17 protein-coding genes are annotated in these 18,087 nt (G+C 42.4%); 16 read left to right on the top strand and 1 reads right to left on the bottom strand.

Annotation, left to right across the window (positions count from 1 at the left end; translation table 11 throughout):
* The first annotated feature begins 54 nt into the window (after positions 1 to 54).
* From mazG to CWI32_RS02950, 16 genes are all read left to right on the top strand, one after another.
* Entirely contained in the window at positions 55 to 867 is an 813-nt protein-coding gene (mazG, locus tag CWI32_RS03025; protein ID WP_100534602.1) for a nucleoside triphosphate pyrophosphohydrolase, read from the top strand.
* The gene (locus CWI32_RS03020; protein ID WP_005172659.1) at positions 827 to 1,240 is read left to right on the top strand and encodes a ComEA family DNA-binding protein; all 414 of its coding nucleotides are present in this window, start codon (positions 827 to 829) and stop codon (positions 1,238 to 1,240) included. The genes mazG and CWI32_RS03020 overlap by 41 nt, the downstream gene beginning before the upstream one ends.
* Positions 1,241 to 1,376: 136 nt before the next feature.
* A complete protein-coding gene (pcnB, locus tag CWI32_RS03015; RefSeq protein WP_100534601.1) occupies positions 1,377 to 2,849 on the top strand; it encodes a polynucleotide adenylyltransferase PcnB in 1,473 nt (490 codons plus the stop codon).
* On the top strand, positions 2,846 to 3,331 hold the full coding sequence (gene folK, locus CWI32_RS03010) for a 2-amino-4-hydroxy-6-hydroxymethyldihydropteridine diphosphokinase (RefSeq protein ID WP_100534600.1): 486 nt from the start codon (positions 2,846 to 2,848) through the stop codon (positions 3,329 to 3,331). Before pcnB ends, folK begins: the two co-directional genes overlap by 4 nt.
* Before the next feature lie 53 nt (positions 3,332 to 3,384).
* The gene (panB, locus tag CWI32_RS03005; RefSeq protein ID WP_074384037.1) at positions 3,385 to 4,194 is read left to right on the top strand and encodes a 3-methyl-2-oxobutanoate hydroxymethyltransferase; all 810 of its coding nucleotides are present in this window, start codon (positions 3,385 to 3,387) and stop codon (positions 4,192 to 4,194) included.
* A gap of 1 nt (position 4,195) precedes the next feature.
* Positions 4,196 to 5,044 (top strand): pantoate--beta-alanine ligase, encoded by an 849-nt coding sequence (gene panC, locus CWI32_RS03000; protein WP_100329221.1) that lies wholly within the window; start codon positions 4,196 to 4,198, stop codon positions 5,042 to 5,044.
* A gap of 18 nt (positions 5,045 to 5,062) precedes the next feature.
* Positions 5,063 to 5,914 carry an RNase adapter RapZ gene (rapZ, locus tag CWI32_RS02995; RefSeq protein ID WP_005172647.1) on the top strand — a complete coding sequence of 284 codons (852 nt, stop codon included), beginning with the start codon at positions 5,063 to 5,065 and terminating at the stop codon, positions 5,912 to 5,914.
* Complete coding sequence (locus tag CWI32_RS02990) at positions 5,911 to 6,180, top strand: HPr family phosphocarrier protein (RefSeq protein ID WP_034608740.1); 270 nt, start codon at positions 5,911 to 5,913, stop codon at positions 6,178 to 6,180. Before rapZ ends, CWI32_RS02990 begins: the two co-directional genes overlap by 4 nt.
* A gap of 2 nt (positions 6,181 to 6,182) precedes the next feature.
* Entirely contained in the window at positions 6,183 to 6,716 is a 534-nt protein-coding gene (yjgA, locus tag CWI32_RS02985) for a ribosome biogenesis factor YjgA (RefSeq protein WP_005172645.1), read from the top strand.
* Positions 6,717 to 7,420: 704 nt separating this feature from the next.
* Entirely contained in the window at positions 7,421 to 8,689 is a 1,269-nt protein-coding gene (locus tag CWI32_RS02980; protein ID WP_100534599.1) for a sensor histidine kinase, read from the top strand.
* 84 nt (positions 8,690 to 8,773) lie between these two features.
* Entirely contained in the window at positions 8,774 to 11,524 is a 2,751-nt protein-coding gene (glnE, locus tag CWI32_RS02975) for a bifunctional [glutamate--ammonia ligase]-adenylyl-L-tyrosine phosphorylase/[glutamate--ammonia-ligase] adenylyltransferase (RefSeq protein WP_100534598.1), read from the top strand.
* A gap of 24 nt (positions 11,525 to 11,548) precedes the next feature.
* Positions 11,549 to 12,475 (top strand): branched-chain amino acid transaminase, encoded by a 927-nt coding sequence (locus tag CWI32_RS02970; RefSeq protein ID WP_074384043.1) that lies wholly within the window; start codon positions 11,549 to 11,551, stop codon positions 12,473 to 12,475.
* A gap of 128 nt (positions 12,476 to 12,603) precedes the next feature.
* The gene (locus tag CWI32_RS02965) at positions 12,604 to 13,326 is read left to right on the top strand and encodes a glycosyltransferase (RefSeq protein ID WP_074384044.1); all 723 of its coding nucleotides are present in this window, start codon (positions 12,604 to 12,606) and stop codon (positions 13,324 to 13,326) included.
* Positions 13,327 to 13,337: 11 nt separating this feature from the next.
* Positions 13,338 to 14,948: a glycosyltransferase family 2 protein gene (locus CWI32_RS02960; RefSeq protein WP_171304327.1), complete on the top strand. Its 1,611-nt coding sequence runs from the start codon at positions 13,338 to 13,340 to the stop codon at positions 14,946 to 14,948.
* A 23-nt stretch (positions 14,949 to 14,971) separates the two neighbouring features.
* Positions 14,972 to 16,384, top strand: coding sequence for a mannose-1-phosphate guanylyltransferase/mannose-6-phosphate isomerase (locus CWI32_RS02955; protein WP_100534597.1), 1,413 nt, complete (start codon positions 14,972 to 14,974; stop codon positions 16,382 to 16,384).
* A 3-nt stretch (positions 16,385 to 16,387) separates the two neighbouring features.
* Positions 16,388 to 17,215 carry a glycosyltransferase family 32 protein gene (locus CWI32_RS02950; protein ID WP_100534596.1) on the top strand — a complete coding sequence of 276 codons (828 nt, stop codon included), beginning with the start codon at positions 16,388 to 16,390 and terminating at the stop codon, positions 17,213 to 17,215.
* Between the two features lie 2 nt (positions 17,216 to 17,217).
* Here the strand turns inward: CWI32_RS02950 and CWI32_RS02945 are convergent, their stop codons facing one another.
* Positions 17,218 to 18,084 (bottom strand): lysophospholipid acyltransferase family protein, encoded by an 867-nt coding sequence (locus tag CWI32_RS02945; RefSeq protein ID WP_100534595.1) that lies wholly within the window; start codon positions 18,082 to 18,084, stop codon positions 17,218 to 17,220.
* Positions 18,085 to 18,087: the final 3 nt, after the last annotated feature.

Raw genomic sequence — 18,087 nt, 5'->3', positions numbered from 1 at the left:
TAACAAGAAACAGGCAGCTTGACGCGACTATTTGGTAAAGAAGAGGTTTTAAAAGTGGAACAATTGCTTAATATCATGCGTGAATTACGTGAAAAATGTCCATGGGATCAGCAGCAGACTCCCGAATCTCTGACCCAATATGCGATTGAAGAAGCTTATGAAGTAGAAGCTGCGGTACGTTCTGGAAATGTTGATGAGATTCGCGATGAACTGGGCGATCTGCTGTTACAGGTGGTGTTCCAGTCGCAAATGTACAGCGAGCAGGGCGCTTTTGATTTTCAGGATGTGGTGCAGGCCATTAGCGACAAGCTTATCCGCCGTCATCCGCATGTATTTCAGGCTGAACAGTTTGTAAAATTGAGCCCGGAAGATGTCTCTCAGCTCTGGCAAGAAATTAAACAGCAAGAAAAGCAGGGCAAGCCAAGTTCCCGTTTAGATGAAATCAAGCATGCACCGGCCTTGGTACAGGCAGATGAAATCCAGAAAAATGTCGCAAAAATCGGCTTTGATTTTCCCGATGTCACTGGGGCATATGACAAAGTAGAAGAAGAGCTGGCCGAGTTAAAAGAAGCTTTGGCAAGCCAGAATTCCGATGAAATACAGGAAGAATTTGGTGACTGCTTATTTTCTCTGGTCAATGTTGGCCGTAAACTTGGAATCTCGAGTGAAATGGCATTATTAGGCACGATCCATAAGTTTCGTACTCGATTTGCCTTGATGGAACATCAGGCGGAAAAACAACAACTCAATATAGACCGCTTGTCACTGGCTGAATTGGATCAGCTCTGGGAACAGGCCAAATTAGAATTAAAACAAAGAGCGGCGCATGAACAAACAACAACATCGAACAAGTCCGGCGTGGATTAATCTTCTTCTGGGTTTATGGCTAGGCTATATTGCTATTGGAACTGCACATGCAACTGCGACCGATTATATGGAATGGAAGACCAGACAACAGCAACATGATGCGCGGCTCAAACAACAGAATGCATCGACTAAAGCAGATCACTATCTGGCAAAACCGGCACTTTCGGTACAAGCGACAGGTGATAGAATTAGTTTAAATAGTGCAAATATTGAACAATTGCAACAGTTGCATGGCGTGGGACAAAAGAAAGCCCAAGCCATTGTTGAGTATCGGCAGAAAAATGGGAAATTTAAAAGCATTGAAGATATTCAGCTGGTCAAAGGCATTGGGCCGGCATTATTTGCCAAAAACAAGGCCAGACTCGCGTTGTGAATAGACGGAATTGATGCTGAATACAGAATCAATCTGAGCTGCAGGATTGACATAATCAAATTGCCCTTTAGTCGTGTAAGCGATATGATTAGCGTCATCTTAGAATTTTACGTTCAGACGTAGGAGACAGCGTCTTTTGCAAACTTTGCGCGCGTCAAAATGTGGTTTATCAACCGCTCAATTACCTTCTTATATTCTCGATGTGATTGATGCCTTAAACAAGGCAGGCTATGAAGCTTATATCGTGGGTGGTGGTGTTCGAGATCTGATGTTAGGTTTGAATCCTAAAGATTTCGATGCAGTCACCAATGCAACCCCGGCTCAGGTCAAGGAAGTATTCGGACGACGTTGTCGAATTATCGGACGGCGTTTTGAACTGGCGCATGTCTATTCAGGGCGGGAACTGGTCGAAGTGGCCACCTTCCGTGCACCTCCAAAAAAAGCAGTCACCTCGGCAGCGGGGATGATTCTGCGTGATAATAACTGGGGCAGCATCGAGCAGGATTTTGCCCGTCGCGACTTCTCGATCAATGCAATGTATTACCAGCCGCGTAAAGCGATTGTGCTGGATTTCTGCAATGCTGTAGATGATATTCACAGCAAAACTTTACGTTTGCTCGGTGATCCGGCCTTAAGATTTGAAGAAGATCCGGTGCGGATGTTACGTACTTTACGTTTTGCTGCCAAGCTGAATTTCAGTATTGATGAAGCCATTCTGGATATTTTCACGCCGGAAATGACCCAGCTGCTGCGTGATGTCTCTCCGCATCGACTCTATGATGAATCACAAAAGTTATTCACCATGGGGCATCTAAATCGTGTGTTGCCCATGCTGATTGATTTCGGAATCTGGCATCAGCTGTTCGCCGATATCAAAGCTGAAATCACGCCGTTTATGGAGCGTGCCGCGAAAAATACCGATCAGCGTATTTCGATTGGCAAGACCATCAATCCTGCATTTTTCTACGCGGTACTATTATGGCAGCCATTCCTCGAGCGTTGTGAGTTTTATCTGAATAAAGGCGTGGTCGCAGCAGAAGCACGTGCCCAAGCGGGTCTGGATGTTTTGAAACGTCAGGCAACCCGAACCATTATTCCTCGCTTCGCCGAGACTTTCATTCGTGAAGTCTGGGAAATGCAGACCCGTTTACTGAATCCAAAACCGCAACAAATTGAGGCCTTGTCTAGTCATGCGCGTTTCCGTGCCGGATTTGACTTTTTGCTGTTGCGCGAAAAATCAGGCGATGCAACGGCGCAAGGCATGGGCAGTTGGTGGGATGCTTACCAGCAAATGAGCGGTGATGAGAAAGAACGGGCGATTAGCCAGTACAACCGTCAGCGTGCCAAGAACCGTCGTAAGGCGAGTCAAGAAGAACATCTGGAACAGAAACTGACGGCACAACAGGATCTCGCCGAGATTGAGCCTTTAGTCAATGAACCTGAACCACGTAACCGCCGGGTGCGTAAAGCCAAGTTTGAAGACAAGGCGAAAACTCTGTCACATGTGGCAGCCAGTGCCAGTGGTGAAATTGGCGCAGATCATCCGATTATGAAACGTAAGCGGGTGCAACGTGATTTAAGCCAGGTGGTGTTTGGGCCAACACAATGATCGTGACGTATATTGGCTTGGGCAGTAACCTGGGTGATTCACGCCAGATTTTGGCAGAAGCTGTACAGAAACTGGCGACATTGGGTCAAGTAAAAACCTCGCATCTGTATCAAAGTCCACCGATGGGGCCACAGGATCAGCCAAATTATCTGAATGCTGTGGTGCAGTTGAATACTGATCTGGCAGCTTTAAGCTTGCTGGATTATTTGCAAGCCTTCGAGCAGGAAGCCGGTCGGGTACGTTTGCGTCATTGGGGCGAGCGTACGCTGGATCTGGACTTGCTGATCTACGGAGATGAACAGATACAGAATCAACGCCTGACTGTACCGCATGTCGGCGTGTTAGAGCGTGACTTCGTACTCATTCCGTTGCTGGACATTGATGCTGAAATACAGGTTCATGCTACATCCTTAAAAGACCTGGACATCGTCAAGCAATCGACCTTAACGGTACTCGATGACACAAACTGGGCAAATATTTAATTTTTGAGTTATGGGTATGTTCGCGAGAACTTCAATCATAGAGGAACATCTTCATGGTCAGTCTGAGTGACTTAAGACGCTTCAAAGCAGATGGACGCAAATTTTCATGTCTGACTTGCTATGATGCCAGTATGGCCAAAGCCATGGAAATTGCAGAAGTAGACAGTATTCTGATTGGCGACTCTTTGGGAATGTCAATTCAGGGCCGCGATTCGACTTTGCCAGTGACTGTTGCAGATATGGCCTATCATACCGCTGCGGTACGCCGTGGTAACCAGCATGCCTTTATCATGACTGACTTGCCGTTTATGAGTTATGCCACCTTAAATGATGCCTTGCAAAGTTCGAAAACCGTGATGCAGGCCGGTGCGCAAATGGTGAAAATGGAAGGCGGTGCATGGCTGGCAGAAACCGTGCAGGTGCTGACTCGTAACGGTATTCCAGTCTGTGTGCACTTGGGATTGACGCCACAATCGGTACATGTCTTTGGCGGTTATAAGCTGCAAGCTCGTACCCGTGAAGCAGCGGATCAACTGATTGCAGACTGTAAAGCAGTGGTTGATGCAGGTGCTGCACTGTTACTGCTGGAATGTGTACCGGCACAATTGGGTCAGGAAATCACAGAACTGTTTCCACAAATTCCGGTGATTGGTATCGGTGCAGGCGCAGCCACTGATGGTCAGGTCTTGGTAGTACAAGACATGCTGGGTTTAACCTTTGGCCATACTGCAAAATTTGTCCGTAATTTTATGCAGGAACAATCGGGTGCTACTGCCATTCTGGATGCTTTTAAAGCTTATCATGCTGCAGTTTTAGATGGATCTTTCCCGGCACCCGCACAAACTTTTCAGGTTGAATTGTAAGATGAAAACAGAAACCACCATTCAGGGATTAGCGGCCTCACTTAATCCGGCACGTGCCAACCGCAAGATTATTGGTTTTGTACCCACCATGGGCAATCTGCATCAGGGTCATTTAAATCTGGTACGTGAAGCGCGTAAGCTGTGTGATGTGGTGGTGGTCAGTATCTTTGTCAATCCGATCCAGTTTGGACCCAATGAAGATTTTGATAACTACCCGCGTACGCTGGAGCAGGACCAGCAGCTTTTGGCAGACGTCGGTTGTGATATCGTCTTCGCGCCAACGGTTGAGCAAATGTATGGCAAAAAACCGCGTCTGACTAATATCAGTGTCTCTGACATTACTGATGACTTGTGTGGTTTGCAGCGCCCCGGCCATTTTGATGGTGTAGCGGTGGTGGTGACCAAATTGTTTAACATTGTTCAGCCAAACTATGCTTTCTTTGGGCAAAAAGATTATCAGCAGTTGGCAGTGATTCGCCAGTTTGTACAAGACCTGAATATTCCATTAGAAGTGATTGGTGTGCCGATTGCGCGTGCAGAAGATGGTTTAGCCTTAAGTTCTCGAAATGGTTACTTAAGCCAAGAGCATCGTGCAATCGCACCGGTCATTTATCAAAGCTTACAAAAGGCTGAACAGCAGCTCCATGCTGCGATTGAACTGGATACGGTATTGGCCGAGCTTCGCCAGACTTTAACAGATGTCGGGTTTGTCGTAGACTATGTTGAAGCACGAACGCCAGAATTACAAAAAATTCATACGTTTAATCAAGATGTTGTGTTATTTGTAGCTGCAAAGATAGGTAATACACGTCTGATCGATAACCTGCAGGTCAAATACACTGCCGGATAGGATGAAAGGGTAGCATGTATGAAGCGCATTTTAATTGTCACGGGACAATCTGGTTCAGGTAAATCATCTGCATTGCAGGTGCTTGAGGATCTGGGTTATTACTGTATTGATAATCTGCCTTTGGCATTGCTTCCCGAAATCGTGGCGAAACTGCACAGTGAGAACAATCTGGAGCAGTTGGCCTTGGGTGTTGATGTACGCAGTACCCGTGCCGATTTGCAGGAATTTGATCATGTGTTCGAGCAGTTGCAACAGCATGGCTCGGTTGATATTATCTATCTGACCACGCAGGATCAGGAACTGATTGCGCGCTTTAGTGCCTCGCGTCGGCCGCATCCTCTAGCCTCGCGCTTTAAGAGTCTGAACGAGTGCATTCAGGAAGAAAAAATCCTGCTAATGCCCATCCAGCTGCGTTCTACCGTGCACATCGATACTACAGATAAAAGCGTGCATGACCTGAAACATACCTTATTGACCAAGTTGGGACAGACCGATAACCTGATCCTGATTTTGCAGTCTTTTGGTTATAAGCATGGCATTCCACTGGATGCCGATTATGTCTTTGATGTCCGGCATTTGCCGAATCCGCATTGGGAACTGGAATTACGCAAATTTTCAGGACTCGATCAACCGGTGCAGGAGTTTTTGCAAAAGAGCGATCAGGTCGAAGATATGTTTAATGATATTTACCATTTTCTGGACAAATGGTTGCCAACCTTTTCTGAAGGGCATCGTCATTATATGACTGTGTCAATTGGCTGTACCGGTGGCCAGCATCGTTCTGTTTACATTGTGGATAGACTAAAAAAAGCCCTTGAGGCAAAATGGTCTATTCAAGTCCTCCATCGAGAAATGAAGCACTGGTCATGATTGATACCACTGTTGACGTAATTAATAAACTGGGTTTACATGCACGCGCATCTGGTAAACTTATAGAAGTGACTACCAAATTTCGTTCCAGTATCCAGATTGGGAAAACGGACAAACTGGTAGATGCAAAAAATATCATGTCCTTGCTGATGCTCGGTGCGGGCAAAGGAACAACTTTACGCTTGGTGATTGAAGGAGCGGATGAGGACAAAGCCTTATCTGAAATTCAGGCACTATTTGCAGCAAAATTTTATGAGGCAGATTAATCGTGGCACGTCGACCGAACAGTTTAACTGAAGAAGATTTCGATTCTTTAGAGGGACGCGCAAGTAAAACCGAACAGAAAAAAGCAGTCCAGCGTATGGCGGCTTTGGGTGCACAGCTGGCTGAGTTGAGTGCTAAACAAATTAAAAACTTGCCTGTTGAAGAGCGTTTGATTGAAGCATTGCTCGATGTACAGGAATTTACCTCACATGAAGCACGTCGCCGTCAATTTTCACGTATTGGTAAATTACTGCGCAATGAAAATGAAACGGTGATTTTATCTTATTTAACACCAAAACAAGGTCTTAAAAAGACAGCCCAATTACAGCGTTGGGTCGATCGAATTGTCAAAGATGGTGACCCGGCCATTAATGAATTTACCAAAACCTATAATGCCACAGAACGTCATACCTTGCGTCAGCATTATCTTCGCGTACATCGTGATTTAAAGAATCAGGCACCTGAAGCAGAGGTCAATGCGTCTAAGTTAAAGTTATTTAACTATGTACAGCAAGTGGCGTTAATTTCAGACAATTAATTCTTCGTTAAAAAGCGGTCTTTTTAGGCTGCTTTTTTTTGTCTTTACCTTAAGTGCACTGTTTCTTGTGTAAAAAATACCCTGAATTGGATTCATTCTTCCTCAGCATGAAATTTCCATTTTTAATGTAAGCTTGAGTGATAAAAAATCACAAAATTTTCGCAATTAATTTGTTAAAGACTGTAATTTCTTTACAATTCAAAGGCTATCTTTCAGACAGTTTTTTTGAGACTTTAAGTTGAGACTCAAGATCATTGTTAAGTATTTTTTAAAAATAAAAAATGAATTTTGAGCGTTATTAGAGAGTGAAGCCAATCTAATTTATTTTTTTAAACGAAATTTAAATCTATATAGTTGAAAAACCATTAACTTTTATTTAAAAGGGGATAAAAATCGATGCTGAGTATTTTTTGGTCAAGAGTATGTTAAAGTAAATACAAATAAACATGCTTAATTTTAGCTTAGATATTGAGTTTCAAATACTTAAGCAGACTTTTTTTGAAGATTAAATTTTCAAGTTATTCTTAATTAATTAAATATCAGTGCCTTGCGGTTATGAGTGTATTTGGATAGAAACAGATTAACAAATCCTTTAACCTATAGGTGAGTTTTCAGCGTTCAGTAAATATAGAATCTTTGTTATTGATTGTATAAATTTGGTCGACAGTGTTTTCTATATTCCATACATATTCAGAGAGGCAGACATGGAACTAAAACTGCTAGAGGTCGGTCAGAATACGGAGCTTTTAAGCTCATGTCGTATATCTCTCATTTTAGGCGTCTATACCTCCAATAATTTACTAGACACCTTCTGTAAGGTTGCCCGTAAAGTCCTAGGCGTTAAAACCAGTATTATTGGATTCCATATGGAGCCGTATATCTGGTACAGCTGTCCGCACGGTTTTCGGGCCTTGCATGCTCCGCAGGAAATTGCCATCCCTACATATCTGCAACAGGCAGATGTCATCGACCAGACTCATCCTGCTTATGCAGAATTGTCGAATTATGTGAAAGAGCTGGGTGTGGCGCATCACCGACTGGTCGCATTTAATTTAAAAGCGAATGCTGGTCAGCCGCTAGGTCAGGTGATTTTTTTTGATGATCAAACTGACATGTTTGATCAGGATGATATTGAGACCGTTAAGCAATTTGCTGAAAGTTTAGTAATTCGAATCCAACTCAATGAAGAACATACTGAGCTGAAAGAGCTATACGAACAGCAATGTGCACAAAACTTTAGTACAACCAAATTTTTCCAAATCATCGCACATGATCTGCGTGCGCCATTTCATGGACTGCTGGGCTTTTCCGAAGTTCTGGCGCAGGAACGCGATACCTTGGATGAGTCCAGTATTCAGAGTATCGCGGATTATTTATATGATAATGCACAATCGACTTATAACTTGCTGGAAAGCTTGCTGACCTGGGCCATGGCCGAGGGCGGACGCTTTGTATATCATCCGATTAATTATGAACTCAAGCAATCCAGTAAAATTGTCTGCAGTGTATTGCACAGTCTGGCGTTGAATAAAAAAATTGAATTAATCGACAATATTCCCGAAGACATTAAAGTCCATGCGGATATCAATATGATTACTTCAGTGTTGCAGAATCTGGTTTCCAATGCGCTGAAATTCACCCCGGTTAATCAAGGCGGTAAAGTCATTTTAGAGGCAGAAATGGACGGTGAGCAGGTTAAAATCACCATTCAGGATACCGGTCTGGGCATGACTGAAGAGCAGATACAGAATCTGTTCAAGCCGACGTTGATGGTGAGTGTCCGAGGTACCGCTGAAGAGAAAGGTGCTGGTTTAGGTTTGGTATTGTGCAAGCGCTTTATTGATCTGAATCATGGTCAAATCGCGGTGGATTCAAAAGAAGGTCGAGGTACGACCTTTACGGTGCGTTTGCCAATGGTCACCAATGATCATCAGGCACTGGTGCTTGAAGATCTGCATGCTGAGAAATCCTAAAAGATAATTTCAAACTAAAACCCTCCCCCTGAGACAAAACTCCTGCTATAACTAGGCAGAATGTTTCAGGGGAAGAGTTGAGTGATGAATGCGGCACAATTGCAGAAAACCTTAAGAGCCAGCCAATATGCCGAACAGGTATTGGCCAATCACCAGAGTTTACTGGAACAGGATTATGCAATTGACCAGTTTCAAGGCTCACTCAGTCGGGAATATATTGATCAGCTGGTGCAGCATTGCATCCTGAATATAAGCGATGAAGCAACGTGGATGCGCGCAATGCGTATTCTGCGGGCTCGTTTGATGTTTCGCTGGATCTGGCAGGATGCCAATCAACTCACCGATGTCATTACTCTCACCCAAGAGCTCTCCGATTTTGCCGATGCCTGCATCTGTGCGGCGAAAGATTTTGCCCGTATTCCAGTGGCTGCCAAGTATGGCCAGCCAATTGGCTATAACGGAAAAGTCCAGGATCTGATTGTCATTGCCATGGGGAAACTCGGCGCCCAAGAACTCAATCTTTCTAGTGATATCGACCTGATTTTTGCCTTCGATGAGCAGGGTGAAACCGATGGACGCAAATGTATTGATGTGCAGCAGTTTTGCATCCTTTGGGGACAAAAATTGATTCATTTGCTGGATCAGATCACGGCGGATGGTTTTGTATTCCGGGTGGATATGCGCCTGCGTCCCTGGGGCGATGGTTCAGCGCTGGCCATTAGCCACGCGGCCTTGGAAAAATATCTGAGCCAGCATGGGCGTGAATGGGAGCGTTATGCCTGGATTAAAGCACGGATTGTCAATCCAAGCCTGGAAGGCGATGAGCTGATGGAGATGACTCGTCCATTTGTATTCCGCAAGTACGTCGATTACAGCGCTTTTGAAGCCATGCGCGAAATGAAAGCCATGATCGAGCGTGAAGTACAACGCCGGAATATAGAAGATGATATCAAGCTCGGAGCTGGCGGCATTCGCGAGGTTGAATTTATCGTGCAGGTGTTTCAGCTGATTTATGGTGGAGCCAAGCTTGAATTGCAGGATCGCCAGTGTCTGGTGAATCTGAATCATCTGGATGATGCCGAGTTACTGGATGAACAGGCGGTGCAGGATCTGGAAGATGCCTATCTGTTCCTGCGCCGGGTGGAACATGCGATTCAGGCCTTAAGCGATCAACAAACCCAATCTTTACCGACTGAGCCTGATTTACGCCAGCGAATGGTAGAGACCTTAGGTTTTGCAGACTGGTCAGAGTTTATGACTGTCCTGAACCAGAAGCGAGCCAAAGTCATTTATCAGTTTGAGCATCTGATTAAGGAAAATGAACCGGAAGCCCAGGTCGAAAGTTTTGTCCAGCTGGAAAAGAAGCTCAACGATGTTCTGGATGATGCCGCCAAGAATCTGGTTCATGAATTCTGGCATGGTCATGCATTGAAAAAGTTGCCAGCCAAGGCGATTCAACGTTTAAAAACCTTTTGGCCTTATCTGATTGAAGCGATTCTGGAGTCTGCCAAGCCGCAAATGGCGTTGTTGCGTCTCATGCCCTTGGTTGAGTCGGTGATGCGCCGTACTGTCTATCTGGTCATGCTGATTGAAAGTAAAGGCGCACTGCAACGACTGGTGAAAATGGCCACGGTGAGTCCCTGGATTTGTGAAGAACTCTCACAATATCCGGTATTGCTAGATGAGTTTCTGTCGATGGATTTTGAGTTACCGAAACGACAGGATCTGGAAGATTCTTTACGCCAGCAACTACTCCGTATTGAGATTGATCAGGTTGAAGATCAGATGCGGGTATTGCGCCTGTTTAAAAAATCCAATGTCTTGGCCGTCGCAGCCAGTGATGTTCTGGCTGAAAGTCCTTTGATGAAAGTTTCTGATGCCTTAACCGATATTGCTGAAGTATCTGTCAATGCAGCCCTGCATTTGGCCTATCAGATGGTGGCCAAAAGACATGGTTTTCCACTGGATGCCGAAGGCAAGCGCTGTTCAATCGAGCATACTGCCTTTGCGGTCATTGGTTATGGCAAGGTCGGTGGCATTGAACTGGGTTATGGCTCGGACTTGGATTTAGTGTTTATTCATTTTATGGGGGAACAGGCCGATACGGATGGACTCAAGCCGATTAGTGGTTTTGAGTTTGCCATGCGTGTAGCACAAAAATTCATGTCATTGATGACCACGCAAACCCTGGATGGGCGGGTCTATGAAGTCGATACCCGTTTACGTCCTTCAGGTGAAGCAGGCCTTTTGGTCACCAGTCTGAAAGCCTTTGAACAATATCAGCTTAAGAGTGCCTGGTTATGGGAGCATCAAGCCTTGGTGCGCGCGCGTCCAATTGCGGGTGAGTTAAGCCTAAGACAAAAATTTGAAATCTTACGCCGTAATATTTTGATTCAGCCTCGTGATGAAAATTATGTGCGGGCAGAAGTGCTGAAAATGCGTCAGAAAATGAAGGATCATCTGGGCTCCTCCAAAGCGCAGAAAAAAGATGGAATTTTTCATTTAAAACAAGATACAGGTGGTATCGTAGACATCGAATTTATGGCACAGTATGCGGTGTTGGCCTGGAGTGGGACGAATAAAGATCTCGCCCATTTCTCCGACAATGTAAGAATTCTTGAGGATACCGCAAAATCAGGTTGCTTATCCAGCGACGATGCGACTGCTCTGATTCAAGCTTATCTCAGTGAACGCGCCGAGAGCCACCGCTTAGCCCTTGCAAATCAATCCATGCAAGTGTCTGCAAGCGACTGGCACGATACCCGAATGACCGTTTGCAAGTTATGGCAAAGACTAATTGATCCAAGTGCAAGCTTTGCGCTGGATAGTGAATAATTGTGAAAAATTGGAGTTTGTGGCATGAATTTGGCTGATCGTGATGGTTTTATTTGGCAAGATGGACAACTGGTTGACTGGCGTGAGGCGAAAACCCACGTATTAACCCATACTTTGCATTACAGCATGGGTGTGTTTGAAGGCGTCCGAGCTTATGAAACTCCGAATGGAACGGCTATTTTCCGTCTAAAAGAACATACCAAGCGTTTGTTGAATTCTGCAAAAATTTATCAAATGAAAGTTCCATTTGATCATGCAACATTAGAACAAGCGCAAATTGATGTGGTGCGTGAAAATAAACTGGCATCTTGCTATTTACGTCCAATCCTTTTTATTGGTTCTGAAAAACTGGGTATTGCTGCAACTGATAACACGATTCATGCTGTGGTTGCGGCATGGAGCTGGGGTGCTTACTTGGGTGAAGAAGCCATGGCGAAGGGTATTCGCGTGAAAACTTCATCATTTACCCACCATCATCCAAACGTGACCATGTGTAAAGCCAAAGCATCTGGGAACTACACGCTGTCGATTCTGGCGCATCAGGAAGTCGCGCATTCGGGTTATGATGAAGCCATGTTGCTCGATCCACAAGGCTATGTATGCCAGGGGTCAGGCGAAAACGTATTCCTGGTGACTGACGGTGTAATTCATACCCCTGATATTGCCGGTGGTGCGCTGGATGGTATTACCCGTCAAACCATTATTACCATTGCCAAAGACTTGGGTTATGACGTGGTTGAACGCCGTATTACCCGTGATGAATTCTATATTGCCGATGAAGCGTTCTTTACCGGTACTGCTGCGGAAGTGACACCAATCCGTGAATATGATGACCGTCAAATTGGTGAAGGTGTCCGTGGCCCAATCACGACGCAAATCCAAAAAGCTTATTTTGATGCAGTTCAGGGTAAAGATCCTAAATATGCACATTGGCTAACTTACGTGAAATAAGTAATAATTTACTGATTGAAAAAACCTCTCATTTGAGAGGTTTTTTTTAAGGGATATACTTATTCTGCCGAACTTATGTCATCATATTCGGTATCCAGAAGATTTTAAGATGAGCTTAGGCATACGCAATGAGTAACATCGTTATTTGTATGAAATGGGGAACCAAATACGGTTCTGAATACGTCAATCGTTTATACAACATGGTTAAACGACATACGACAGTCGATTTCAAAATGGTCTGTCTGACGGATCGTACGGAAGGAATTAATCCTGAAGTACAATGTTTCCCAATTCCACCTTTGGCATTGCCTGAAGGTGCGCCTGAACGTGGCTGGAATAAGCTGTCCACTTTTGAACCTGATCTGTATGGTTTAGAGGGCAATGCGCTATTTCTCGATCTTGATGTGGTGATTGTCGATAACATCGATGAGTTCTTTAGCTATCCGGGTGATTTTCTGATTATCCATGACTGGAAACGTCCTTGGCGGATTACCGGCAACAGTTCGGTGTATCGTTTTAAACTGGGTGCATTTCCGGGACTTTTACCGTATTTCCGTGAAAATTTTGATGAAATCCGTCAGAAATTCCGTAATGAGCAGGCTTATTTGTCTTGGTATGTAGATAAAGAGGGCAAGCAGACTTATTGGCCAGAAAGCTGGTGTAAGAGTTATAAATATCATTGCCTGCAAAAAATTCCGATGGCTTATTTCAAGCCCCCAGTGAAGCCTGAAGGTGCCAAAATTATTGTGTTTCATGGTGAGATTAATCCACCTGATGCAGTGAATGGTGGTGGTGGGAAATGGTACCGTTATGTATTGCCATCGCAGTGGATTAAGGATGCTTGGCAGTAATCATGGATAAACTGAATACATTAGAACGACCGTATCGTTTATCTGTGGTAATGATGGTTAAGAGTGAAGCTAAAAATCTTGCGATTACTTTACCAGCGTTAAAAGGATGGATTGACGAGCTTATTGTTTTGGACTCGGGTAGTACAGACCAGAGTCAACAATTAGTGGAAGAAGCAGGTGGTCAATGGTATGTAAATACAGAATGGCCAGGCTTTGGTAAACAACGTCAACTTGCTCAAAGTTATGCGACAGGTGATTGGATTCTCGCCTTAGATGCAGATGAAGAAATTACTGAAGAACTCAAAACAAGCATTCTTCAGGTGATTCAGGCTAAACCTGAAAATACAGTCTATGGAATTAAGCGAATCGATTGTATTTTTGGACATGAAATTGACAATCAATATTGGGCCGTTAAAGCACATTGGCGCCTGTACCCAAAGACGTTTCAGTATAATGACAATTTAGTACATGAATCTGTCCTGATTGAAGGTGCTCAAAAAGAAACGTTAAAAGGTTTTATGCTGCACCATACAGCAGATACACCTGAGTTTTGGTTAAGTAAGCGTTTGCAATATGCACATGCCTGGGCAGTAGATCGTTATCAGCGTGGTAAAACCGTCTCGATACCGTCGGTTATCTTACATGCTTGGTGGGCATTCTTTAAGCAATACGTGGTAGATGGCCGATTTTTAAAAGGTACGTATGGCTTTATTTATTCATTATTGTTTACCCAATATACCTTTAATAAATATGCCATTTTGTACGATTTACACCATAATGAAGCTGAAAAAACATTCTTAGAGTACAAAGCTCATAATGCTGAGCTCAAACCTATTGTATTTAAAAATAAACAAGCCAGTCTGTCGCTTGTGATTATTTTAAAAAATGAATCTCGTCATTTGGCAGATTGTTTAGATACGGTTCATGACCTTGTTGATGAGATTGTTATTCTTGACTCTGGAAGTGCCGATAATAGCAAAGAAATTGCAGACCGTTACGGTGCAAAATGGTTTGTAAATACAGATTGGCAAGGCTTTGGTAAGCAACGCCAACTTGCTCAAACCTATGCAACAAAAGATTATGTTTTGGTCATGGATCCAGATGAGCGTCTAGAGCAGCCTTTGCGTGAGTCAATTGCGCAAATTCTAGAACAACCATTACAAACAGATAAGGTTTTTGGTTTAGCCCGAGTGAATTTATTCTGTGGTATCGAAGTGCAAAAACGTTTCTTCTATACAGATAAATTGGCACGCTTATATTCAAGAGCACATTATCAGTATTCGGCATTAGAAGTACATGAATCTTTGGATCAAAAGAATGCGCCAATGCAGAAGCTAGAGGGCTTTTTGCCACATTTAACCAATGATGATTTGCATCATTTCTTGCTTAAAAATGTCCGTTATAGCCATGATTGGGCAAAAGATAAATTCAAACACGGCAAAAGCGTTTCATTGATCGCATTATTATTCCGTTCGATATTTTCTTTTATTCGTGAATATATCATTCGTGGTGACTTTGCTGGTGGAGCTTATGGTCTGTTCTTAGCATTGGCATCAATGGGTTATACATTTGATAAATATTTGATGCTTTGGCAGATGAATAAACAAAATAAAGATCTTTAAAATTTAGCAAAATGGTGCTTTAAATGTCAAAAAAAATTAGACCAGTAATTCTTGCGGGTGGAAGTGGAACTCGTCTTTGGCCATTATCTAGAAAACAAAGTCCTAAGCAATTTTTAAAACTTGGCTCAACGAATTACACATTATTGCAGAATACGGTATTACGTTTAAAAAATTTAGAATGTGATCAGCCAATTCTAATATGTAATGAAGAGCATCGTTTTATCGCTGCAGAGCAAATGCGTGAGATAGGGATCGATGCAACAATAATTTTGGAACCAGAAGGTAAAAATACAGCGCCAGCAATTGCCTTAGCTGCATTATTATTAGAGAAAACTGAGCCAAATCAAATACTGTTGATTTTAGCTGCTGATCATTTGATAAAAGATACTGCAGTATTTGAAAATGCAGTTTTAGATGCGGTGTCTTTAGCAGAAAAGAATAAATTGGTGACTTTTGGAATTGTTCCTTTGCAGCCTGAAACAGGGTATGGATATATTGAAAAAGGTACACAATTTGAGCGTGGTTTTAAAATACAGCAATTTGTAGAAAAGCCGAATAGAGAGACAGCTGAGTTGTACTTAGAATCCAAAAAATACTTGTGGAATAGTGGGATGTTCGTTTTTAAAGCGAACCATTATTTGAATGAGTTGGAGCAGTATGGCACTGATATATTAGATAACTGCCGACTATCAATGATTAAAACTGAATATGATAAAGATTTTATTAGAATAGATCACGATCAATTTAAAAATTGCAGGTCAGAATCAATTGATTATGCTGTGATGGAGAAAACAAGTAATGCTGTTGTAGTTGAACTTGATGCAGGGTGGAGTGATATTGGTTCATGGTCTGCCTTATGGGAGGTTTCAGAGCAAGATCATCAAGGTAACGTTTATCAAGGTGATGTTATTTCACATAAATCTAGTGAGAATTATTGCTACAGTGAAAAGCGCTTGGTTTCTTTGCTTGGTGTAAATAATATGGTCATTATTGATACGCAGGATGCAATATTAATTGCTGCAAAGGACCAAGTTCAAGAAATTAAAGCGATTGTTGATGATTTAAAATCACAAGATCGAGGTGAAATATCATCGCATCGTGAAGTTTATCGTCCATGGGGTAAATATGATTGTATTGATCAATCTGAACGCTATCAGGTCAAGCGTATTACTGTAAAGCCGGGTCAAAAGCTTTCTACGCAGATGCATCATCACCGTGCTGAACATTGGATTGTTGTTAGTGGTACAGCAAAAGTATCTAAGGGTGCAGAGACATTTTTATTAACTGAAAATCAGTCAGTGTATATCCCTGTGGGTGAAGTTCATGCACTCGAAAACCCAGGTAAATTACCTTTAGAATTAATTGAAGTTCAATCAGGTAGTTACCTTGGGGAAGATGATATTATTAGATTTGATGATATTTATGGAAGAGTATAAATAATGGCTATACCTAAAATTATTCATCAAACTTACAGAACTGAAAAGTTACCAACAGAAATTGCTGAAATTGTAGGTCAATTAAAAACTAGAAATACAGATTGGGAATATCGATTCTATACAGATGATGATATTTATAAATATATTCAATCTAATTTTGATGAGCGTACATTACAAGCCTATTTGAAAATTAATCCTGTTTATGGTGCTGCTAAAGCAGATTTATTTAGATACTTAGTTTTATATAAAGAAGGTGGAGTGTACTTGGATATTAAAAGTACATGTGTTTATCCTCTAAATGAAGTTATTAAACCTAATGAACATTTTATTATTACACAATGGCAGAATGAAGAAGGGGAAGTAAATGAAGGGGCTGGATTGTTTGAAGAGTTAACACATAAATTAGGTATTAAAAATGGTGAGTATCAGCAATGGTTTATTATTTCTGAGGCTAATTCTCCTTTCTTGAAGGAAGTGGTAAATACAGTAGTAAATAATATCTTGAGTTATCGACCATGGCATTATAAATTACATAGCTATGGGAAAAGAGGTGTGCTATTTGTAACTGGGCCTGTGGCATATACTAAAGCTATTCATAGTGTTATGGATAAATATCCTCATAGATTTGAACGTTATGATAGAGACCTAGGTTTTGTTTATAATGCTTTAGTTGATCAATCTCATACTAAGGTGCTTTCTAATCATTATGCTAGTTATAAAGGGCCTATTGTTAGGAAAAATAATATATCGAATTTAATATTTAATGCTTATATATTAGGTGTACGTTTGGTTAAAAATACTTTAAAAACTTTTGGTTTGTGGAGAAATTAACGTTATATTTCATAATAATTTTTATTACCAATAATCTTCCTAAACCGTTTATATCCCCATAAATACTGTTCTGGAGCGACATTAATCATGCGCTCCATTTCTTTATTTAAAGTATCCACGGAAAGCTGTAAATCCTTCGATAAAATATCATCTGATAACTTAGTGACGTAAATATCATAACCAGATAAATCATCACGTCTTAAGCAACTCAGTCCAATCACAGCACATTGGGTTTTAGCTGCCAGCTTAGAAAGCAGCGTAGAAGACAGGGCATTCTGGCCATAAAAATAAGAGTAAATTCCACCAGACTCTTTAGGAACATGATCTGGTAAAATCGCAGAAAACCCACCTTGCTTAAGATGCTTAAATAAAGCACGTACCCCAGAATCATCTGTCGGAACCAGTGTGGCATTCAGGCGTTGCCGAGCTTCCAGCATAAAGCGATCGACATCTTCATTTTTGCTGGGCTTATACATAATCACAGGGGAGGTATGTTGATTGACCCAGACATTCAACAGCTCCCAAGTACCAAAATGAGGCACTACCGCCAAGCAGCCATGCGGGTTTTTTAAAGCCTGAATAAATAAATCTGCACCATGTACATCTCGAATCAAAGACAGCGCATAATCTGGTGATGAACCCCAAATCTTGACCGATTCCGCATAGGTCATACACTGACTTTTCAGGCTGCGTTTACTTAAATCAGCGCGTTCAGATTCCGAAAGTTCAGGATAGGCAGAGGCCAGATTAATCTCAGTTACTCGGCGTGCAGAAGAATGGCTGAGATACAAAAGAGATCCAGCCAGTTGCGCAAGATTTTGAATAAATCTTAATGGAAATTTGGAGAAATTTTTGAGTAAGGTGTACATGCT

Source organism: Acinetobacter pseudolwoffii (genome assembly GCF_002803605.1).
GTDB lineage: Bacteria > Pseudomonadota > Gammaproteobacteria > Pseudomonadales > Moraxellaceae > Acinetobacter > Acinetobacter pseudolwoffii.
This window is presented reverse-complemented; position numbering and strand designations above follow the sequence as displayed.

Bases quoted from the DNA above. Each gene is read 5' to 3' on its own strand.
- CWI32_RS02980 (WP_100534599.1), top strand. From the start codon at position 7,421: ATGGAACTAAAACTGCTAGAGGTCGGTCAGAATACGGAGCTTTTAAGC.
- panC (WP_100329221.1), top strand. From the start codon at position 4,196: ATGAAAACAGAAACCACCATTCAGGGATTAGCGGCCTCACTTAATCCG.
- CWI32_RS02945 (WP_100534595.1), bottom strand. From the start codon at position 18,084: ATGTACACCTTACTCAAAAATTTCTCCAAATTTCCATTAAGATTTATT.
- rapZ (WP_005172647.1), top strand. From the start codon at position 5,063: ATGAAGCGCATTTTAATTGTCACGGGACAATCTGGTTCAGGTAAATCA.
- CWI32_RS02990 (WP_034608740.1), top strand. From the start codon at position 5,911: ATGATTGATACCACTGTTGACGTAATTAATAAACTGGGTTTACATGCA.
- CWI32_RS02970 (WP_074384043.1), top strand. From the start codon at position 11,549: ATGAATTTGGCTGATCGTGATGGTTTTATTTGGCAAGATGGACAACTG.
- CWI32_RS03020 (WP_005172659.1), top strand. From the start codon at position 827: ATGAACAAACAACAACATCGAACAAGTCCGGCGTGGATTAATCTTCTT.
- folK (WP_100534600.1), top strand. From the start codon at position 2,846: ATGATCGTGACGTATATTGGCTTGGGCAGTAACCTGGGTGATTCACGC.
- CWI32_RS02950 (WP_100534596.1), top strand. From the start codon at position 16,388: ATGGCTATACCTAAAATTATTCATCAAACTTACAGAACTGAAAAGTTA.
- panB (WP_074384037.1), top strand. From the start codon at position 3,385: ATGGTCAGTCTGAGTGACTTAAGACGCTTCAAAGCAGATGGACGCAAA.
- CWI32_RS02965 (WP_074384044.1), top strand. From the start codon at position 12,604: ATGAGTAACATCGTTATTTGTATGAAATGGGGAACCAAATACGGTTCT.
- CWI32_RS02955 (WP_100534597.1), top strand. From the start codon at position 14,972: ATGTCAAAAAAAATTAGACCAGTAATTCTTGCGGGTGGAAGTGGAACT.
- glnE (WP_100534598.1), top strand. From the start codon at position 8,774: ATGAATGCGGCACAATTGCAGAAAACCTTAAGAGCCAGCCAATATGCC.